Below are 18,856 nucleotides of genomic sequence, written 5' to 3'. Positions count from 1 at the left end.
CCTCCTAACGTCTTCTTGTTCCAAATATGTTCCTTACAATTTCACGCCCAATTTGTCTTCCCACACTTGTAAGTACGCTTGAAGCAATCTTTTCGAATTCAGATTTCTGCTTTCTTTTAGGCGCTGCTTTTTCAGCTTTTGCTGCTTTAGTTTGTGTTTTTGCTTTCGGTGCTGTTACTTTCTTCTGCAGCAGTTCATATGCACTCTCGCGATCAACCGTTTCATTATACTGTGCATGATACGGGTTTGCTTCAATTACTTCTAATTTCACTTGTTCGTTAATCACGCCAATCTTACTTTCAGGCGGACGGATAAATGCACGTTCCACAATATTAGGTTGGCCATCTTCATTCAAACAGGAAATGAGTGCTTCACCTGTCTTCAGTTCTCCAATAACCGATGCGACATCAATTTCAGGGTTTTGTCGGAACGTTTCAGCTGCACTGGCAACAGCTTTTTGATCACGTGGTGTAAATGAGCGTAAAGCATGTTGAACACGGTTTCCAAGCTGACCTAATATTTCGTCTGGTAAATCGATAGGATTTTGAGTAATGAAATATACTCCTACACCTTTAGAGCGAACAAGACGTACTACTTGCTCCACCTGTGTCACAAACGACTTTGGTGCATCTTTAAACAGTAAATGTGCTTCATCGAAAAAGAATACAAGCTTCGGTTGTTCCATGTCTCCGACTTCCGGTAACGTCTCAAAAAGTTCAGTTAATAACCAAAGCAGAAATGTAGAGTACAATACTGGTTTTGTATATAAATTGTTGGCCATCAGGATGTTGATGACACCCTTATCTTCTGTCGTTTCCATAAAGTCTGATAACTTTAATGCCGGCTCCCCGAAAAATTGATCAGCACCTTGTGTTTCTAATGATAATAACTTACGTTGAATTGTCCCTATCGATTGCTTCGTGATATTACCGTAGACACCACTATATTCGGTCGTATTTTCAGACATTTCCTTTAATAATGCTTGTAGATCTTTCAGGTCCAGTAGAAGCAGGCCTTGTTCATCACTGATTTTAAACGCAATATCTAATATGCCAGACTGTGTATCATTCAGCTCTAGCAGACGACTTAAAAGCATCGGCCCCATATCCGTAATTGTCGCTCTGACAGGTGTGCCTTGTTCTCCAAATATATCCCATAACCTTACAGGAAACGTTTGAGGTGTATAATCATCAATCTGTAAGTCGGTTAATCGTTGTTGAATCTTATCATTAATCGTCATCGCTTCTGCAATACTTGCCAGATCCCCCTTAATATCAGCCAGGAACACAGGCACTCCAGCTTTAGAAAACTGTTCAGCCATAACTTTTAGTGTGACAGTCTTACCCGTACCTGTTGCACCTGCTATCAAACCATGACGGTTTGCCATAGGAAGATTTAAATATATATTATGATCAGCTGCTTTAGCTATCTTTATATTATTCGTCATTTGTTACCCCTCATTTTGTATTATCGAATACTTTTATTTTACATGAACAGCACGAATATGCAATTTTGACACAAAAAAAAGAGGGTGGAAACCACTCCTCTTAATTATTTAATCGATACCAGTATATCGCTTTTGCTTCAATCTCTTTTAAATATTCATCTTCAGCACGTTGCAATTCTTGAGATACTTGTGTTAAGCGATTCAACTCCTGCTTAAACAGCTTGTATGCAGTACGCTCTTCATGATGTGTCCTTAAATAATCTCTTACCGCAAGTTTCCTCTCAAGACTATCGCAGTCTGTACGTTCAATAATAAGCACACATATCTCTATATCGTTCTTATGTGCAGTAAACAATAGATACTTATTATTCCCATCTAGTGAGGTTTGAGCTAATGAATAGCCTATTCGTTCCATATGAGCGACATAACCATCAAGCTTGTTTAAGTCCTTGACTACCGGTAATATTTCTACTGATGGTATGACACTTACACCTTCAATAGAAGTACTACCAATGTGATGTAATTCAACAATTTCATTACGAAAGACTTCTATCAGTTCCTTAGAAGCATTGATATATATTTGATGATAGTCAAGATCACTATATAATTTATAATCCAGCATAGAATTCCTCCATCCCTAGCAAGTTACTTCGTATTTCGCGCTAATTTTAAAGTAGTTTATCATATTAAATGTAATATATCTATGAATATTAATAATATTTAGAATAATAAAATATTTATTCATATACCCATTCTTAATAAAAATAGTACGCATCGTCATATATTATTTATAATTGTTATTTGATAAAATAATAATATCTATGAAACTGGAGGTTTAATTAATGAAAAATATATTATTCTGGATATATATACTAGCAGCGATCCTGCTGATTGGTGCAGGCTATAAATACTGGCAAGACAAGGTGACTGAAGGCGGAGAAACGAAGGAAGCCCAGTTAAAAAGCTCTACTGATCAACCAGAAGAACAAACATCAGAAAAAGACAAGATATCTTTACCACACGTCTTCAAAGAACCTGCTATACAAAAGATTTATGAAGAACAAAAGAAAGATAATAAAAGGGTGCAGCTGACATTTGTAAGCACACCGTACCAAACATCAAATAAAGACACAAATGTCGCAAATACATTTATTTCAAATTTACAAGAAGATGTAAATTATAATATTGTTGATGTCGATGCTAGTTCTAACACACTAAACAGCGATGATATTAATAAAGAAAATCCAGATGTCGTTATTTTAGATGCGCTTACACTTAATGACTATATCGAGGGCGTAACTATCGAAGAGCACTTGAATAATCTTGAAGCAATCATTAATAACATAAAAAATGAAAACCGAAAAATTTATGTTACTGGTACACGCAGGATGAATGATGATGAATTTAATACTTACCAGCAAGAAGAAGCAAACTTTCTGCAAAACCAGGACGTGTTTTTCATTCCAGTAAGTGAAGCTGTCAAAGATAAATATGACAATGATACAGAACTTCTTACGAAAGATGGCGTGACGAACTGGAGTAAAGCTATTACAGATGAAATATTAAAATAAGACTATCGGGACTTTGTCTCGATAGTCTTATTTATGAACTTATCACTTTGCACTTATGTCAATTTAAAATAAACCTAGAAATTTCTTTTTCTTTTCTTTCTTCTTCTTTGCTTGTCTATCTGATGAATTCTCAGTCTTAATGATTTCTTTTGGGCTTAAATATGGTATTTGTTCACCAAGCAGTACTTTCTTCGCATTATCTTTGAAACGATCAGCTACTTCACTGCTAAACTTATTCTCGATCATTTCGTATGCTGCTTTCATATGGAAATTACGGTTATTTACATTGTGTGCATCACTTGCGACGAAATGAATCAATTGATGTTCAATCATAAGTTCTGCAACAGATTGTGCATGATGACCTAAATTACCGACAACTACCCCAGCTGTAACTTGTGCAAGCGCTCCGAGTTCAATCAGTTCAGCGAGTTTCTTCGGGTTTTTCTGAAGCTCAGTATTGCGTTCTGGATGAGCGATGATTGGAACATACCCTTCCATTGCAAGTTGTGTAAACAGCTGCTCTGTATAAATCGGCACTTCATTAGATGGGAATTCTATTAGTACGTAAGGTCCTGCAAGCGGTAATGCTTTACCGCTTTTTAAGTCAGTAATAACATCCCCATATATTCTAATTTCCTGACTTGCATGTACATTAAGAGTAATATTATTCTCTTTAATGAGATGATTTACCTTGTCTGTTAATTCTTTAATCTTCGGACCAAAATTGTCATATAACTGAATCTTATGATGTGGTGTTGCAATAATATCTGTAATACCTTCTGCCATGGCTTGTCGTGCCATATCAAGGGTCTCTGCTTCTGTCTGTGCACCATCATCGACCCCGTACAATATATGGTTATGGATATCTATCATGTACTCACCTCTTTATAGAACAAAGAGCCTGAATGCTCATCCAGACTCCTGTTTTATTTATCTTTTCTCTAATTCTTCACGCAAAATTTTATTAACAAGCTGTGGGTTCGCCTGTCCTTTAGAAATCTTCATAATCTGACCTACTAAGAATCCTGTTGCTTTACCTTTACCGTTCTTGAAATCTTCAATAGATTGAGGATTATTATCTAATGCTTCAGTGACGAATGCTTTAAGTTGTTCTGGATCAGAAATTTGAACAAGACCTTGTTCTTCCATAATTACTTTCGGCGCTTTACCTGTTTCTACTGTTTCAGCAAATACTTTTTTCGCAATTTTAGAAGAGATTGTGCCATCTGCAAGCAACTTAACCATTTCACTTAAGTTCTCAGGCGTCAATGCAGTTTCATGTAATTCCTTCTGGTTCTTGTTTAAGTATTCGTTTACGCCGCCCATTAACCAGTTTGATGAAAGTTTTGCATCTGCATCTAGTGCAATCATTGCTTCGAAGAAATCAGACATTTCTTTCGTTAACGTTAATACGTGCGCATCGTATTCAGGTAATCCATACTCTGATACATACTTCGCTTTACGTGCATCCGGAAGCTCAGGGATTGATGCACGCACACGTTCTTTCCATGCTTCGTCGATATATAACGGTACTAAGTCTGGTTCCGGGAAGTATCTATAATCGTCAGAACCTTCTTTAACACGCATAAGAATTGTCTTACCTGTCGACTCGTCGAAACGACGTGTCTCCTGTAAGATTTCTCCGCCATTTAATAATACTTCTTCCTGGCGTTTAACTTCATGTTCTAAACCTTTCTTAACGAATGAGAAAGAGTTTAAGTTTTTAAGTTCTGCTTTCGTACCGAATTTTTCCTGTCCTACAGGGCGCAATGAAATATTAGCATCACAACGCAGTGATCCTTCTTCCATACGTACATCCGATACACCTGTGTACTGAATGATTGCTTTTAATTTCTCTAGATACGCATACGCTTCTTCAGGTGTACGAATATCGGGCTCGGATACAATCTCAACGAGCGGCGTACCTTGACGGTTTAAGTCCACTAATGAATAACCATCTTTATGTGTTAATTTCCCAGCATCTTCTTCCATATGCAGACGTGTGATACCGATACGTTTCGTTTCTCCGTTCACTTCAATATCGATATAACCATTCTCACCAATCGGCTCATCAAACTGAGAAATTTGGTAAGCTTTCGGGTTATCCGGATAAAAGTAGTTTTTACGGTCAAACTTCGTTTCAGTTCGAATATCCATATTCAGTGCCATCGCTGCACGCATTGCCCAATCAACGGCAGTCTTGTTTACAACTGGTAATACACCAGGATAACCAAGATCTACAACGTTAACATTTGTGTTTGGCTCTGCGCCAAAATGTGCAGGAGAAGCTGAGAACATTTTAGATTCTGTCTTTAATTCTACGTGGACTTCAAGTCCGATTACTGTTTCAAAATGCATAGTTTAAGTCTCCTTATAATGATTGATAACGTTCGTGCATGTTAAAGATTTGTTCATAGTTATATGCAACGTTGTATAAAGTTTTCTCGTCGAATGGTTTACCGATTAACTGTAAACCGATTGGACGACCGTTTGACTCTCCACATGGAATAGACATCGATGGTAATCCTGCTAAGTTGATTGGAATTGTTAAGATGTCATTCGCATACATTGTTAATGGGTCGTTAATTTGAGCACCGATATCAAATGCTGTTGTTGGTGCAGTTGGTCCTACGATAATGTCGTAGTTTTCAAATACGCGTTCGAAGTCCTGTTTAATTAATGTACGAACTTTTTGGGCTTTTTTGTAATATGCATCGTAATAACCAGAGCTTAATGCATATGTTCCAAGCATAATACGACGTTTAACTTCATCACCGAAGCCTTCCTGACGTGTCTTCTTATAAAGTTCTTCTAAGTTTTGTGCACCTTCTGCCTGGTAACCGTAACGAATACCGTCAAAGCGCGCTAAGTTCGCACTCGCTTCACTTGAAGAAAGAATATAATACGTCGCAACACCATATTTAGAATTTGGAAGAGATACTTCTTCTACAGTCGCACCCATCTTCTCTAATGCTTTAATCGCTGCCTGTACACTTGCCTTAACTTCTTCAGATACACCTTCGCCTAAATATTCTTTTGGAACTGCTACGCGAAGTCCTTTAATATCCTTATCGATTTGAGATGTAAAATCTACATTATCGACTGGTGCACTTGTGGAATCATGTGGATCTAGTCCTGAAATCACTTCTAATACCGTCGCATTATCTTTAACGTTACGGGTAATCGGTCCAATTTGATCAAGTGACGATGCAAATGCAACTAAACCGAAACGTGATACACGGCCGTAAGTTGGCTTCATCCCTACTACACCACAGTATGATGCTGGCTGACGAATAGAACCACCAGTGTCACTACCGAGTGAGAAAGGTACTAAACTTGCAGCAACTGCAGCTGCAGAACCACCAGATGATCCCCCTGGAACCGCTTTATGGTCAAATGGATTCACCGTTTTCTTGTAGAATGAGTTTTCAGTTGAGCCACCCATCGCAAACTCATCCATGTTTAGTTTACCCACAAGAATACCGTTTTCTGCATTTAATTTATTCATAACAGTCGCGTCATATACAGAATTAAAGCCTTCTAAAATTTTAGACGCACAAGTTGTTTCAACGTCTTTCGTTACGATATTATCTTTAATTCCCATCGGAATACCGAATAATTTACCTGATGGCGTTTCGTTATCCATAGTCTTTGCTTTCTCTAATGCAGCTTCTTTATCTAAAGCTAAAAATGAATTGATGACTGTATCATCTTTTTCGATGTTCACAAAAGTATCTTCAATTAATTCAGAAGGTTTAATCGTTTTGTTCTGAATCATTTGTGATAAGCTTTCGATTGATTCGTATCTTAATGACATATTATTCTCCTCCGCCTAAAATCGATGGCACTTTGAACTGACCATCTTCTGTATGTGCCGCATTCTTTAAGATTTCTTCTTGTGTTAAGCTCGTCTCTGCTACATCTTCACGTAATACATTTTGTAAGTCTAATACGTGGAATGTTGGTTCTACACCTTCTGTATCAACTTCTTCTAATTGATCAGCAAAGTTAAGAATTGCTTCAAGCTGTGCACTGAATTTCGTTGCTTCTTCTTCAGTAATTTCTAAACGTGCTAAATGTGCAACGTGTTTAACCTGCTCATTTGTAATCTTTGACATGTGAGTCCTCCTTATGTGCATATAACATCTTTAAATTTTATCAAATTTTAGCGAAAAAATCTAAGCTTACTAAAAATAATTCTATGAAAACGCTTAAATCCCCATTATAATAGATATATTGTTACTCTAGTACAATATAATTCAGTGCTAATTGTAAAAATAAAGGAGGATAAACAAATGGGTTTGATATTAGGTCATACTTTTCAAAACGTAAAAATTGAAACAACCTGGATGACATATGTCATGATTGCAGTATATTTCTTAATTCTGTTAGGTATCGGTTATTATGCATATAAACAATCAACAAGCACATTAGATGAATACATGCTTGGTGGTCGTAACCTCGGACCATTAGTAACAGCACTTTCTGCTGGAGCAGCTGATATGAGCGGATGGATGCTGATGGGATTACCAGGTTCAGTATACTCTACAGGACTCTCTGCAACCTGGATTGCAATCGGATTAACGATAGGGGCTTGGTTAAACTATATCCTAGTTGCACCGAGATTACGTGTATATACGGAGCTTGCAGATAATGCAATTACAATTCCGGACTTCTTCGAAAAACGTGTAAGTGATCATACGCGTATATTAAAGATTATTTCAGGACTTGTTATCGTTGTTTTCTTCACATTATATACGCATGCCGGAATGGTATCAGGTGGAGTATTATTCGAAAGTGCCTTCGGATTAAACTACCATTACGGTCTAGTACTGACTGCCAGTATCGTAATTATCTATACATTGTTCGGCGGATATCTTGCAGTGTCACTGACAGACTTCTTCCAGGGGGTTATCATGTTAATTGCATTAGTGTTAGTACCAATCGTCGCATTGATGAAATTAAACGGTATGGAAGCGTTTGATACAGTTGTAGAGCTTAAACCAACAAACTTAGATTTCTTTAAAGGTACGACAACGATCGGTATTATTTCATTGCTTGCATGGGGATTAGGATACTTTGGACAACCTCATGTTATCGTGCGTTTTATGTCAATTAAGTCTCATAAACAATTACCGGCAGCACGTCGTATCGGTATTTCATGGATGGCTATATCGTTAATTGGTGCATGTGTTACAGGACTTGTTGGTATTGCATTTGTCAATAAATCAGGTGCTAAGTTAGACAACGCTGAAACAATCTTCGTAATGATGAGTCAAGTGCTCTTCCATCCATTAATTGCTGGATTCTTCCTGGCAGCGATTTTAGCGGCTATTATGAGTACGATTTCTTCACAGCTACTCGTTACAAGTAGTGCATTAACACAAGATTTCTATATGTTGTTACGTAAAACAAGCATTCAGGATACGAGTCGTGAGAAAGAGTTCGTTATGATTGGACGCCTATCAGTATTACTCGTTGCAATTGTTTCAATGGCAATCGCATGGAGCCCAAATGATACAATCTTAAACTTAGTTGGTAACGCATGAGCAGGATTTGGTGCGGCATTCGGACCGCTCGTATTGTTATCACTTTACTGGAAAGGTTTAACGAAGCATGGTGCAATTACAGGTATGGTACTCGGATCAATCACAGTAATCTTCTGGATTGTGATGAAATCACACGGTGGCATCTTTGAGTTATATGAAATCGTTCCAGGGTTCTTTATCAGTTTGGTGTCAACTGTACTTGTGAGTATGATTACCCCAAAACCTGAACAACGTATTATTGACGAGTTCGATGAAATGAAACGAATTGTGAATTCATAATGAAAAGGTCGAGACAACGTGTCTCGACCTTTTACTCTTTCTGCAAAGTTACGTGTTTATATGTGCAGATTAAACACTTTGCTATTCATATACATGAATATAAGGTGCTTTATCACCTTTTTCTTTCACTATTAATGCCCGAGGTCTGTTGTTATCTACGATGGAGATTTCAAAGCGATCGACGTGCGCAAAGCTTTTCATTGATAAGTCTGCAATATATTGGGTCACACCGATAACTTCTGCTTTCCCATAGTAATCTAATGGTACATTAATTTTCAATGACTGTACCTTATCATCGACGAAATAACCTGTCCCAATCGCCTGTGTAAAGTTAGGGAAGTAGTTCTGTAGCTGATCGTTAAACTGCTTAAATCCGTTATTTAGTTTTTCATCCAGTTCTCCCGCTTCTTCCGACGGCACTAAGATGTAATCTTCATTTATCTTCTTCCAATCATCAATCTTATTGCTTCCAGCTTTACTCGTGCCATATGAAGTAAATGATCCGGGCGTAATACTTTCAGCCGATGACTGTACAAACACAGCAAATGTGATCGGAATATTTTTCAGCTCCTGCTTTACACGTAATCTAGAAAGTATTTCATCAGACATCTGCTTAGCTTGTTTCTCAATTTCTTTTTTATCGAGTTTCACACTATAAGTAGTTCCAAACTCTTCTTTTTGATAATAGTACACACTATTCATTGCAAGACCGATTGTCATACCTGAAAGTTTCTGTTTTTTTGCATCTTCTTCAGTATAGAAATCCTGTTCTAATAGATGCGACAAATACGCTGGAGATTGTCGGGCAATTTTTTCCTCATCTGTTTCTCCTTTGTGTGACGGGTTGAGACCGAAATTGGCATAAGCGTTTTTTTCGATTCGCTCGTCTTTATCCATATTATCGATTTCCTGCTTTGTATATTCTGGTTCAAGGTAGCTCTCAACAGTACTTTTCGATAACAATTGCCCATCACGATATAAATATTTATCTGGTGCGTACACTTTCTTACTGATATTCAGCAAACCGTCCTCAAACGCTTCGCCATTGTAGCTGCTTGCCATATTCGAACTTGTAAGTCCTCGTGCCTGGCTCTCTTTGAATGGTAACAACGTTCTATAATAATCATTCGATATCTGTACATCTGTTGAAATTTGTTTATCCTTCTCTTTGTTGTTACTTTCTGGTGTACCATTTGAACAGCTTGCCAGAATAATTGTAGACAACATTAATATCCCTAGTCGTTTCATAGATTTCCCCTCTTAATTTCGTAATGCATCAACCATCATTTGTTCCGTCCATACAGGAATTCCGAGTGAATCTGCTTTTTCCTTCTTACTGCCAGCATCACTACCTGCAATAACAATATCTGTCTTCTTTGTTACAGAACTTGTCACCTTTGCACCAAGGTTCGTTAATGCTTTCGTTGCTTCGCTACGAGACATGATAGTGAGTTTACCTGTTAAAACAATTGTCTTCTCGCCGAATACCGGATGAATTTCGATATCGTCTTTCGTAAACCCAGTATAGCGCATATTTACACCGTATTGTTCTAATTTTTCAAGCAGGTTAATAATATCTTCATTGTGCAAGTAAGTGACTAAAGACTGAGCCATTTTCTCACCGATATCATCAATTTGTGTCAATGTTTCAACTGTGGCATTCTTTAGATTGTCCATCGTTCCAAATTCTCGTGCAAGCACCATACTCGCCTTTGCACCTAAATGTCTGATGCCTAATCCAAAGAGTAAACGTTCCAGCGAATTGGTCTTAGAAGCTTCTATCGCTGCCAGTAATTTATCGACTTTCTTCTCTCCCATACGTTCTAAAGTTAATAGTCGCTCACGTTCTAATGTATATAGATCTGCAACGTCATTTATAATATCTTCATTGTATAAGACTTCGACGATGCGTTCCCCTAAACCATCAATGTTCATCGCTGTTCTGGAGACGAAATGGATAACACCTTCTACTAGTTTCGCATCGCATTTCGGATTGATGCAACGCAATGCGACTTCCCCTTCTATGCGTACGAGTTCATGACCACATGACGGACAAATTTCAGGCATATGGTACGGTTTAGTACCTTCTGGTCTTCTGTCTAATACGACGCGCACCACCTCAGGGATAATCTCTCCTGCTTTTCTTATAACGACCGAATCACCGATGCGTATATCCTTTTCACGAATTAAATCTTCATTATGCAGTGAAGCACGTCCTACAGTAGTACCCGCTACTTTCACCGGCTCTAAAATTGCAGTCGGTGTTACAACACCAGTACGTCCGATAGACAGCTCGATATCATTTAATGTCGTAATGACTTCTTCAGCAGGAAACTTATAGGCAATCGCCCACTTTGGACTCTTTGCAGTAAATCCAAGTTCGTCCTGCTTACTTAAATCGTTTACCTTAATGACGATACCATCAATGTCATAGGCTAGATCATTACGCTTTTCTGTCCAGTATTTAATATACTCGAACACTTCTTCCATATTACGACAAAGCTTTCGTTCATGATTCGTTTTAAAGCCGATTTCATCTAACTTGTCTAACGCTTCACTTTGACTCTGCGCATTAAGCTCTCTTAAATCATTCACACTGTATAGGAAGATGTCTAACTTACGTTTCGCAGTAAGCTTCGAGTCCAGCTGTCTTAATGAACCTGCTGCAGCGTTTCGTGGATTTGCAGCTAGCTGTTCTCCAACCTTTTCCCGATATGCATTAAGCGCAAGAAACGACTTTCTAGGCATATAAGCTTCACCACGTACTTCAAAAGTGAGCGGTACAGATAATGTCAGCGGTATCGCATGAATGGTCTTTAAATTCTGCGTGATGTTCTCACCCGTTGTGCCGTCACCACGTGTCAATCCTTGAACGAATACACCGTCCACATACTTCAGCGATACTGCAAGACCATCAATTTTCAATTCAACCATATATTCCACTTCGCCGACTTCAGCTTTAACACGCTTGTCAAATGCCAACAAATCTTCTTCGCTGAAGGCGTTGCCAAGACTGAGCATTGGTGTATCATGATCAACTTTCTCAAAAGCAGAGACTGGTGTCCCACCTACACGCACAGTCGGAGAATCATCCGTCTTTAGTTCCGGGTGCTCACGTTCAATATCAATCAGTTCGTGCAGCAACTTATCGTATTCACTATCAGGTACAGATGGATTGTCCTGTACGTGGTATTCATAGTTATACTGGTGCAGCAACTGATGCAGTTCTGTTACTCTCTGTTCAATATTCATACATTACTCCTTCTTTTCAATTGGGGCAAACTGGCTTAACAGTCGCTTCATTCCTACAGATTTAAAGATGATATCCAGTTCAGTAGAACCACCCTTATCCGTCACATTGCTGATCAATCCTTCTCCCCATGCCTTATGCATTACTTTGTCACCGACTTTATAAGTAGCTTGAGCTTGCGCAGCAGAAGAAGCTTGCGTCATTCTGCGTGCTGGTCCACGTTTAACGCCGGCCGGAATCTTTCTTGCTACCGGTACATCTAGAATATCTTCAGGAATTTCAGAGATAAATCTTGACTTCTTATTCGCTTGTGTTCGGCCGAATAAGTTACGCATCTCAGCATGAGATAAATAAAGATGTTCTTCTGCCCTTGTAATGGCAACGTACATTAAGCGACGTTCCTCTTCCATCTCGCTATCACTATTCAAGCTACGGCTATGCGGGAATATCGACTCTTCAAGACCCGCAATAAAGACGACTTTAAATTCTAAGCCCTTTGCTGAGTGCATCGTCATCAGCGTAACTCCCGCTTCCAGATCCGCATTGTCAACATCTGCCACGAGCTGTAAGTCTGTCAGGAAATTAATTAACGACTGTTCTTCAACCGGCGTGTCCTTTTCATAATCTTTTGGTACATTCATAAACTCCTGAATGTTCTCGATACGTGACTGTGATTCTAAAGTATTCTCTGCTTCAAGCATCTTCATATAACCAGATTTATCGAGCAGCATCTGGGTTAATTCCGTAATAGATAAGAATTCCTGCTGCTTCATTAAATTGTCCATCATTGTATAGAATTCAACAAGTTTCTCTGTCGTCTTCTTCGGCAGCCCGATAAAATCTACTTCGGCTAATGCATCAAAGTAACTCAGACCATTATGCTCTGCATAAGTGATAATCTTATCTAGCGCACCTGGTCCTATACCACGCTTTGGTGTATTGATAATTCGGGTAAAACTGATGTCTTCGTTGCTATTAGCAACAAGGCGAAGATAACTAAGCAGGTCTTTAATTTCTTTTCTGTCATAGAACTTTGTGCCTCCGACCATCGTATAGCTGATGTTTGATTTCATCAGCGTTTCCTCGATAACACGAGACTGTGCATTCGTTCGATATAGTATTGCCATATCACTAAGCGCATAGTTTTCACGCTTTTTCTTCAATATTTCTGCAACGATATACTCCGCTTCTGCACGTTCTGACATCGCTTTATAGTAGTTGATCTTAGAACCGTGGTCATTGTCTGTCCAAAGCGCTTTCGGTTTACGTTCTGTATTATTTTTGATCACCTCATTTGCGGCAAACAGAATATTTTTCGTCGAGCGATAATTACGTTCTAAAAAGATTGTCTTAGCCTCTTTATAATCATCTTCGAAGCTTAAGATGTTATAAATATCTGCACCACGCCAGCCATATATTGATTGATCCGAATCACCCACGACGCAAATATTCTTAAACTTATCTGCAAGCATCTTCACAAGAAGATATTGCGCTCTGTTTGTATCCTGATACTCGTCGACATGAATGTACTGAAATTTCGACTGATAATAGTCCAGAACTTCCGGTACACGTTCAAACAATTGAATCGTCGTCATAATAAGGTCATCAAAGTCCAGTGCATGATTCTTAAGCAGTACTCTTTGATATTCCGCATAGACTTTGCTGATCATCATACCCATAAAGTCACTCTCTGCTTCAATCGCATCATCAGGCGATTTCATTTCATTCTTTAAGTTCGAAATTTCTGCGACAAACATACGCGGATCATACTTCTTCGGATCGATATTCTCACGCTTTAATATATCTTTAACTACAGAGCGCTGATCTGTAGGGTCTAATATCGTAAAGTTTCGTTCAATACCGATACGGTCAATGTCGCGTCTCAATATACGCACACACATCGAATGGAACGTTGATATCCAGATAACATCACTCTCGTCACCGATAATCTTCTTGACACGTTCTTTCATTTCTTTTGCTGCCTTATTCGTAAAAGTAATTGCCAGAATCTTATAAGGTGAAACATCTTTCTCGTCAATTAGATACGCGATACGATGTGTGAGCACACGTGTCTTACCAGAACCTGCTCCTGCCATAATAAGGAGTGGTCCTTCAGTCGTCATCACTGCCTGGCGCTGTTCTTCATTCATATGTTTTAATAATTCGTTCATGATAATCCTACCTTTACTGTTTGTAATGCTGCTTCAATATCTGTGTAGATCACGTTGCCAACGACAATTGTATCTGCGACTTCACGCATCTCTTGTGCACGTGCACGTGAATCAATACCTCCACCATATATCAGACGCGTAGATTTCAGTTTTCGTTTTGCAGCTTTAACCATTTCCACATCACCATAGGTTCCGCTATATTCTATATACATTGTCTTTAGCTTATATACTTCCTCGATCATCTCAGCGTATGCTGCAATATCTTCAACTGATAAATCGGTTTTCGCCTTTGTCAGTTGTGCAACCTTGCTCTCTTGGTTCAGTACAATATAACCTTCTAATGTAAACAGGTCATAATCCATCATATGGCCGAACTGTTTAATTGCTTCGTGCAGTATTCCATTATGATACGCTACATTCGAACTGTTAAGCACTGAAGGAATCATGTAATGATCAAAACCTGGCATCGCACTTTCCAAAGTCGATAATTCTAGTACGCAAGGGACTGGATATCTTCTTACACGGCTCATTAAATCGAGTACATTATCTACCGTTACATTATCAGATCCACCGACAAAGATGGCATCTGTTCCTGACTCACAAATAAGCTCCAGGTGTGCATCGCTAATTTCTTTCGCCGGATCTAACTTAAATACATGTTGCCAATCTTTCACTTCGTACATAATGTCTCTCCTTTAAATATTAATATTGTATATTATATCATTTATCATTCATAACATTAAAAAAGAGAGGATGAGATTTTACAATTTCTTCTCATGCTCTCTATTATTGTCCTGTCTGATCTTTCGGATATAATCCAAGATATTCTTCAAGTGTTATGTTCTTAGCAAATATATCTTTTGCAATCTTTGTACCAACATATCGCACGTGCCATGACTCATACTGATACCCTGTAATATTTGACTTACCTTCAGGATATCTGATGATAAATCCATATTTATGTGCATTTTGTGCCAGCCATTCTCCTTCAGTCGTATCACCAAATGAAATCGTTAAATCTTTCGCAGACTCAACAGAGCCAATATCAAAGGCGAGACCTGTCTGATGTTCAGAATAACCAGGACGTGCACTATAAGTGTCTGCATTCGCATCTATTGCTTTAAATTCTTTATATAGCTTTTCCTGCATCTGATAAGAGCGATAACCACTTCTTACAACAAGATATTCTTTATCTTTCTTGGCGTCTTTGATCATCTGATCCAGCTTCACACGCGCGTAGCGATTCTCACCAGGATTAAAATGAGCAGGCAGTCCAATCTTCTTATTAACAATGAGTATATCATTAATATATGTAACGCCATTACGCGTTATGCGTTCGTATTTGGATGGTGCTACATATGTATGTTTCTGTGTAACAACCGGTTCATTCGAACAGGCAGCCAAACACACAATAATGATGATGATTAATTTCTTCATGTTGTAACCCCTTATTTTAAACCGAGATATTCCTCTAATGTGAGGCCACTTTCATATACCTTCTCCGCTGTAGGTTTCCCTAGATATCTTAAATGCCACGGTTCATACTGGTACCCAGTAATGTCAGTTTTCCCTTTCGGATATCGTATGACGAATCCGTATTCATGGGCATGACTTTTCAGCCATTCACCTTCTTTTGTATCCTCAAAAGATTCCATAAAATCATCAGTGCCTTCAATATTACCTAAATCAAATGCAAGTCCTGTCTGATGTTCAGAATGACCAGGGCGTGCACTATAGGTATCTGCCTTCTTCTGTCCATCTCTTGTAACATACTGGTTATATAGTGATGTTTGCGTCTCATAACTTCTAAAGGCACTACGAAGTACGAAGTTTAATCCTTCTTCATGTCCTGCAGCGATCAATTCATTTAAATGTTGATTTGCCACCTGACTCACATCCGGATGATATGTTTTTGGAAGTCCTATATCTTTATTGACGATGAGAATCCCATCAATATATGTAATTCCATCTTTTATTTCTTTGTGATGTGTCGTTGCTTCCTGCTTTTCTTTAACTTGTAAAGTTTCTTTTTTATTGCTTTGAGTCGTGTCTTTAATTTCACCAGGTGTTTTACTCTCTTGGCAAGCAGTAAGCAGCATTGCTGACAACAGTATTACAAATAATTTCCTCACAGATTCGCCTCTTTTCATCGTTCTATTATATGACAAAAAAAGTACTGAATCAATGAAGACCCAGTACCTGTAAATATTAATTATCTACGTTATTCTTCTTTATCCAATCGATTTAAGACAAGCGTATATGCATCATTCCCCCATTGAAGCGAACGTTTCACGCGTGAAATAGTAGCAGTAGATGCACCTGATTCCTTTTCAATAGAAGCATACGTATGTCCTTGTTTAATCATTTTCGCAACAAGCAGGCGTTGGGATAACGACTGTAATTCATTCACTGTACATAAATCATCAAAGAACAGATAACATTCTTCACGTGTTTCAAGCGTCAGTATAGCATCAAATAAGTCGTCCAGTTGCTTTCCTCTAAGTTTGTCAATTTGCAAAATACTCAGCCCCCTTCAAACTCTTCATAGTTTAATTTTATATTAGTAATATATAGAAGTACAGACAAAATATTTAGATTTCCGAAACTAATCATTGATTTCGATTCCTTTGATACAATTAATCACTCTTTAATATAACCAAGTTCCTTATTCATTGCCGTACATCCTATTGTATTTCAATATATCTTTATTAAACCACGAAACTTTAATTCTTTAAAGTAAAAAACCACCTACAATTGTAAGCGGTTTAATAAAGTGTAATTATTCTAATCCAGCACGTTAACAAATAAATTTCATAACTATTTCATACTTTCTAAAAACCTTATATATCAATGCTTTGAGCTTTTTATATTTCAAAATAAATAGTATGGTATATCAGACTAATTGATAAAGTTGTCCTTTTTTTGTCCTTTTTTATTATTGCTCCCATTGAATATTCTTCTTATCTGCTCCTTAATTTCTTTAGGTACTTTCACTTGTGCTGGATCGATTACGTTTCCGTCTTTGTCATAGCATGTGACTTTCATGTGCTATCCTCCTATAATAAATTATTTAACATCTGCAAAGCCAATATACACATATTGTGAGGTAGAGTTTTTAATTACTTCTAATATCGATTTTTCTAATTCATATAAATCTATATTAATATTCAATCTTATTATCTTTGTTTCTATACAAGCAATTTTAAGCACAGTTAGTGAGCTACTACCTTACTTATCAAGTTTCGATGCGTCTGAGGGCGTTTCTCCGACACCTAAAAATGCTTTTTTTTGTATTCTTCAACATTCTTATACCTTTATCGGTAAGTTCATACTTTTTTTCCTGGCATTCATCTTGTAATTCTTTAATGAAACCATGAAATAATAAATGGTCAATCAGTGGTAACGCTCTATCCATATCTTTTAACTTTGCCATGCTATCTGTCGATATACACTTTAATATCTGATGCAGTTTCTCTTTCAGTTGCAGCATTAAGCATCCCTCCCTAATATGTATAGTGAATTATCAATATCATTATATATAATCAGTTCATTCTTACATATTAAGTAATTGTAAAGATTACAAAAAAGAGATAACCATATTAAATGGCTACCTACTGCTTGTGCTTGTCGCTTTTCTTATCTTTAGTGATCATGAATAAAGTTGTAATGAGTACGGGAAAGAATATTAATATCAGTGCTAAGTTCACTGTATCCCTCCTTATATGCAGCAACGATTAGTGCAACACTCGTAAAATGTACTATTAATGGCTTTGCTCTCTCTTTTCTATGTACATATTAATGAGGTAAAGTATAAAGATGGTTATTGCTATACTTATTTGTACTGTTCTTATTTGTGCTTTAATATGCCAATCAAATATATTATTCGGTATATGCAGCAGTATAACACCAACAAATATAATTATAAGTGCATTGATTACTTTATCCAATTTCATTGTCTAACCACCTTATATAGTCGTTATGGATAATTTTAACATACTGTTGGGGTATTGTAGAATGATATAAGAAAAACCACACTCAATTAAGAATGTGGTTATAAATGCTATTTAATAGTAATTTCATCCATTACTTCTTGGTTTTCAACTTCATTCATTGTCATCATTTTCATCATTCTCCTTTTCCTCTTCAAAGTTATTATATAAATATTTTTCTTGGAAAGCAATAAAATCATCTTTTTGTTTTACTAATTTAAAAATAGGCCACTGCAAAATAATGATAATTTGTTTTACTTCTACTAATTCAAAAAAGGCTTCAATTTTTTCAAGATAATTAGAATCATTTAAGAATATTGCTCTTGCCATTTCCTGTTGTGAATTTATCTCACTTTTATCATCAAAGTGTTTCTGGATATCTAAATCACAAGTATGATCTCCCATTAATTTTTGAGATAGCCAAAGATTATATAATGTAATTTCTTTTTGATCCTCATTAGAAGTCTTATCATTTTCCAGTAATAAACTAAAAAATAATTTCCCTTCACTAAAAAAATCATTATTTAGTAATTCAAGACCTATAAGTGTTAATTTGGTTATAAATGCTGAATCTCTATTGCAACCCAAACTCTTTACAGA

General features: G+C 37.3%; 17 protein-coding genes and 1 pseudogene. 2 read left to right on the top strand and 16 right to left on the bottom strand.

Annotation, left to right across the window (positions count from 1 at the left end; genetic code table 11):
- Positions 1 to 4 precede the first annotated feature (4 nt).
- Positions 5 to 1,447: a helicase HerA-like domain-containing protein gene (locus CD152_RS00985; protein ID WP_101037659.1), complete on the bottom strand. Its 1,443-nt coding sequence runs from the start codon at positions 1,445 to 1,447 to the stop codon at positions 5 to 7.
- A 100-nt stretch (positions 1,448 to 1,547) separates the two neighbouring features.
- Positions 1,548 to 2,069, bottom strand: a complete 522-nt coding sequence (locus CD152_RS00980) for a GrpB family protein (protein WP_012657534.1) — start codon at positions 2,067 to 2,069, stop codon at positions 1,548 to 1,550.
- Between the two features lie 220 nt (positions 2,070 to 2,289).
- On the opposite strand from CD152_RS00980, the gene CD152_RS00975 reads away from it, so the two are divergent.
- Positions 2,290 to 3,018 carry an SGNH/GDSL hydrolase family protein gene (locus tag CD152_RS00975; protein ID WP_101037657.1) on the top strand — a complete coding sequence of 243 codons (729 nt, stop codon included), beginning with the start codon at positions 2,290 to 2,292 and terminating at the stop codon, positions 3,016 to 3,018.
- A 63-nt stretch (positions 3,019 to 3,081) separates the two neighbouring features.
- Here the strand turns inward: CD152_RS00975 and CD152_RS00970 are convergent, their stop codons facing one another.
- The 4 genes from CD152_RS00970 to gatC are packed head-to-tail and all read right to left on the bottom strand — an operon-like array spanning position 3,082 to position 7,136.
- Positions 3,082 to 3,891, bottom strand: a complete 810-nt coding sequence (locus CD152_RS00970; protein WP_101037655.1) for a tyrosine-protein phosphatase — start codon at positions 3,889 to 3,891, stop codon at positions 3,082 to 3,084.
- Between the two features lie 57 nt (positions 3,892 to 3,948).
- Positions 3,949 to 5,376, bottom strand: a complete 1,428-nt coding sequence (gatB, locus tag CD152_RS00965; protein WP_101037653.1) for an Asp-tRNA(Asn)/Glu-tRNA(Gln) amidotransferase subunit GatB — start codon at positions 5,374 to 5,376, stop codon at positions 3,949 to 3,951.
- A gap of 13 nt (positions 5,377 to 5,389) precedes the next feature.
- The gene (gatA, locus tag CD152_RS00960) at positions 5,390 to 6,835 is read right to left on the bottom strand and encodes an Asp-tRNA(Asn)/Glu-tRNA(Gln) amidotransferase subunit GatA (RefSeq protein ID WP_101037651.1); all 1,446 of its coding nucleotides are present in this window, start codon (positions 6,833 to 6,835) and stop codon (positions 5,390 to 5,392) included.
- A 1-nt stretch (position 6,836) separates the two neighbouring features.
- Entirely contained in the window at positions 6,837 to 7,136 is a 300-nt protein-coding gene (gene gatC, locus CD152_RS00955; RefSeq protein WP_012657539.1) for an Asp-tRNA(Asn)/Glu-tRNA(Gln) amidotransferase subunit GatC, read from the bottom strand.
- A 177-nt stretch (positions 7,137 to 7,313) separates the two neighbouring features.
- Between gatC and putP the strand changes: the two are divergent.
- Positions 7,314 to 8,846: pseudogene (putP, locus tag CD152_RS00950) on the top strand (sodium/proline symporter PutP).
- 81 nt (positions 8,847 to 8,927) lie between these two features.
- Here the strand turns inward: putP and CD152_RS00945 are convergent.
- The 10 genes from CD152_RS00945 to CD152_RS11780 form a co-directional block, all read right to left on the bottom strand.
- Entirely contained in the window at positions 8,928 to 10,094 is a 1,167-nt protein-coding gene (locus CD152_RS00945) for a CamS family sex pheromone protein (protein WP_101037649.1), read from the bottom strand.
- Positions 10,095 to 10,106: 12 nt separating this feature from the next.
- Positions 10,107 to 12,098: an NAD-dependent DNA ligase LigA gene (ligA, locus tag CD152_RS00940; protein ID WP_101037647.1), complete on the bottom strand. Its 1,992-nt coding sequence runs from the start codon at positions 12,096 to 12,098 to the stop codon at positions 10,107 to 10,109.
- 3 nt (positions 12,099 to 12,101) lie between these two features.
- Positions 12,102 to 14,267 (bottom strand): DNA helicase PcrA, encoded by a 2,166-nt coding sequence (pcrA, locus tag CD152_RS00935; protein WP_103214243.1) that lies wholly within the window; start codon positions 14,265 to 14,267, stop codon positions 12,102 to 12,104.
- Complete coding sequence (gene pcrB, locus CD152_RS00930) at positions 14,264 to 14,950, bottom strand: heptaprenylglyceryl phosphate synthase (RefSeq protein ID WP_012657544.1); 687 nt, start codon at positions 14,948 to 14,950, stop codon at positions 14,264 to 14,266. Before pcrB ends, pcrA begins: the two co-directional genes overlap by 4 nt.
- 103 nt (positions 14,951 to 15,053) lie before the next feature.
- Complete coding sequence (locus tag CD152_RS00925; protein WP_101037645.1) at positions 15,054 to 15,704, bottom strand: M15 family metallopeptidase; 651 nt, start codon at positions 15,702 to 15,704, stop codon at positions 15,054 to 15,056.
- Between the two features lie 11 nt (positions 15,705 to 15,715).
- On the bottom strand, positions 15,716 to 16,399 hold the full coding sequence (locus CD152_RS00920) for a M15 family metallopeptidase (protein WP_169926141.1): 684 nt from the start codon (positions 16,397 to 16,399) through the stop codon (positions 15,716 to 15,718).
- Between the two features lie 89 nt (positions 16,400 to 16,488).
- On the bottom strand, positions 16,489 to 16,785 hold the full coding sequence (locus CD152_RS00915) for a YerC/YecD family TrpR-related protein (protein ID WP_086039142.1): 297 nt from the start codon (positions 16,783 to 16,785) through the stop codon (positions 16,489 to 16,491).
- A gap of 380 nt (positions 16,786 to 17,165) precedes the next feature.
- Entirely contained in the window at positions 17,166 to 17,312 is a 147-nt protein-coding gene (locus CD152_RS11785; protein ID WP_157821383.1) for a hypothetical protein, read from the bottom strand.
- A 190-nt stretch (positions 17,313 to 17,502) separates the two neighbouring features.
- Positions 17,503 to 17,757 (bottom strand): hypothetical protein, encoded by a 255-nt coding sequence (locus tag CD152_RS00910; protein WP_103214242.1) that lies wholly within the window; start codon positions 17,755 to 17,757, stop codon positions 17,503 to 17,505.
- Between the two features lie 613 nt (positions 17,758 to 18,370).
- A partial coding sequence (locus CD152_RS11780; protein WP_169926140.1) for a hypothetical protein occupies positions 18,371 to 18,856 on the bottom strand: 486 nt, incomplete at its 5' end.

Source organism: Macrococcoides caseolyticum (assembly GCF_002902665.1).
In the GTDB taxonomy this organism is placed as follows: Bacteria; Bacillota; Bacilli; order Staphylococcales; family Staphylococcaceae; genus Macrococcoides; species Macrococcoides caseolyticum.
The sequence above is the reverse complement of the archived record's forward strand: the minus strand, read 5'-3'. Positions and strand labels throughout refer to the sequence as shown.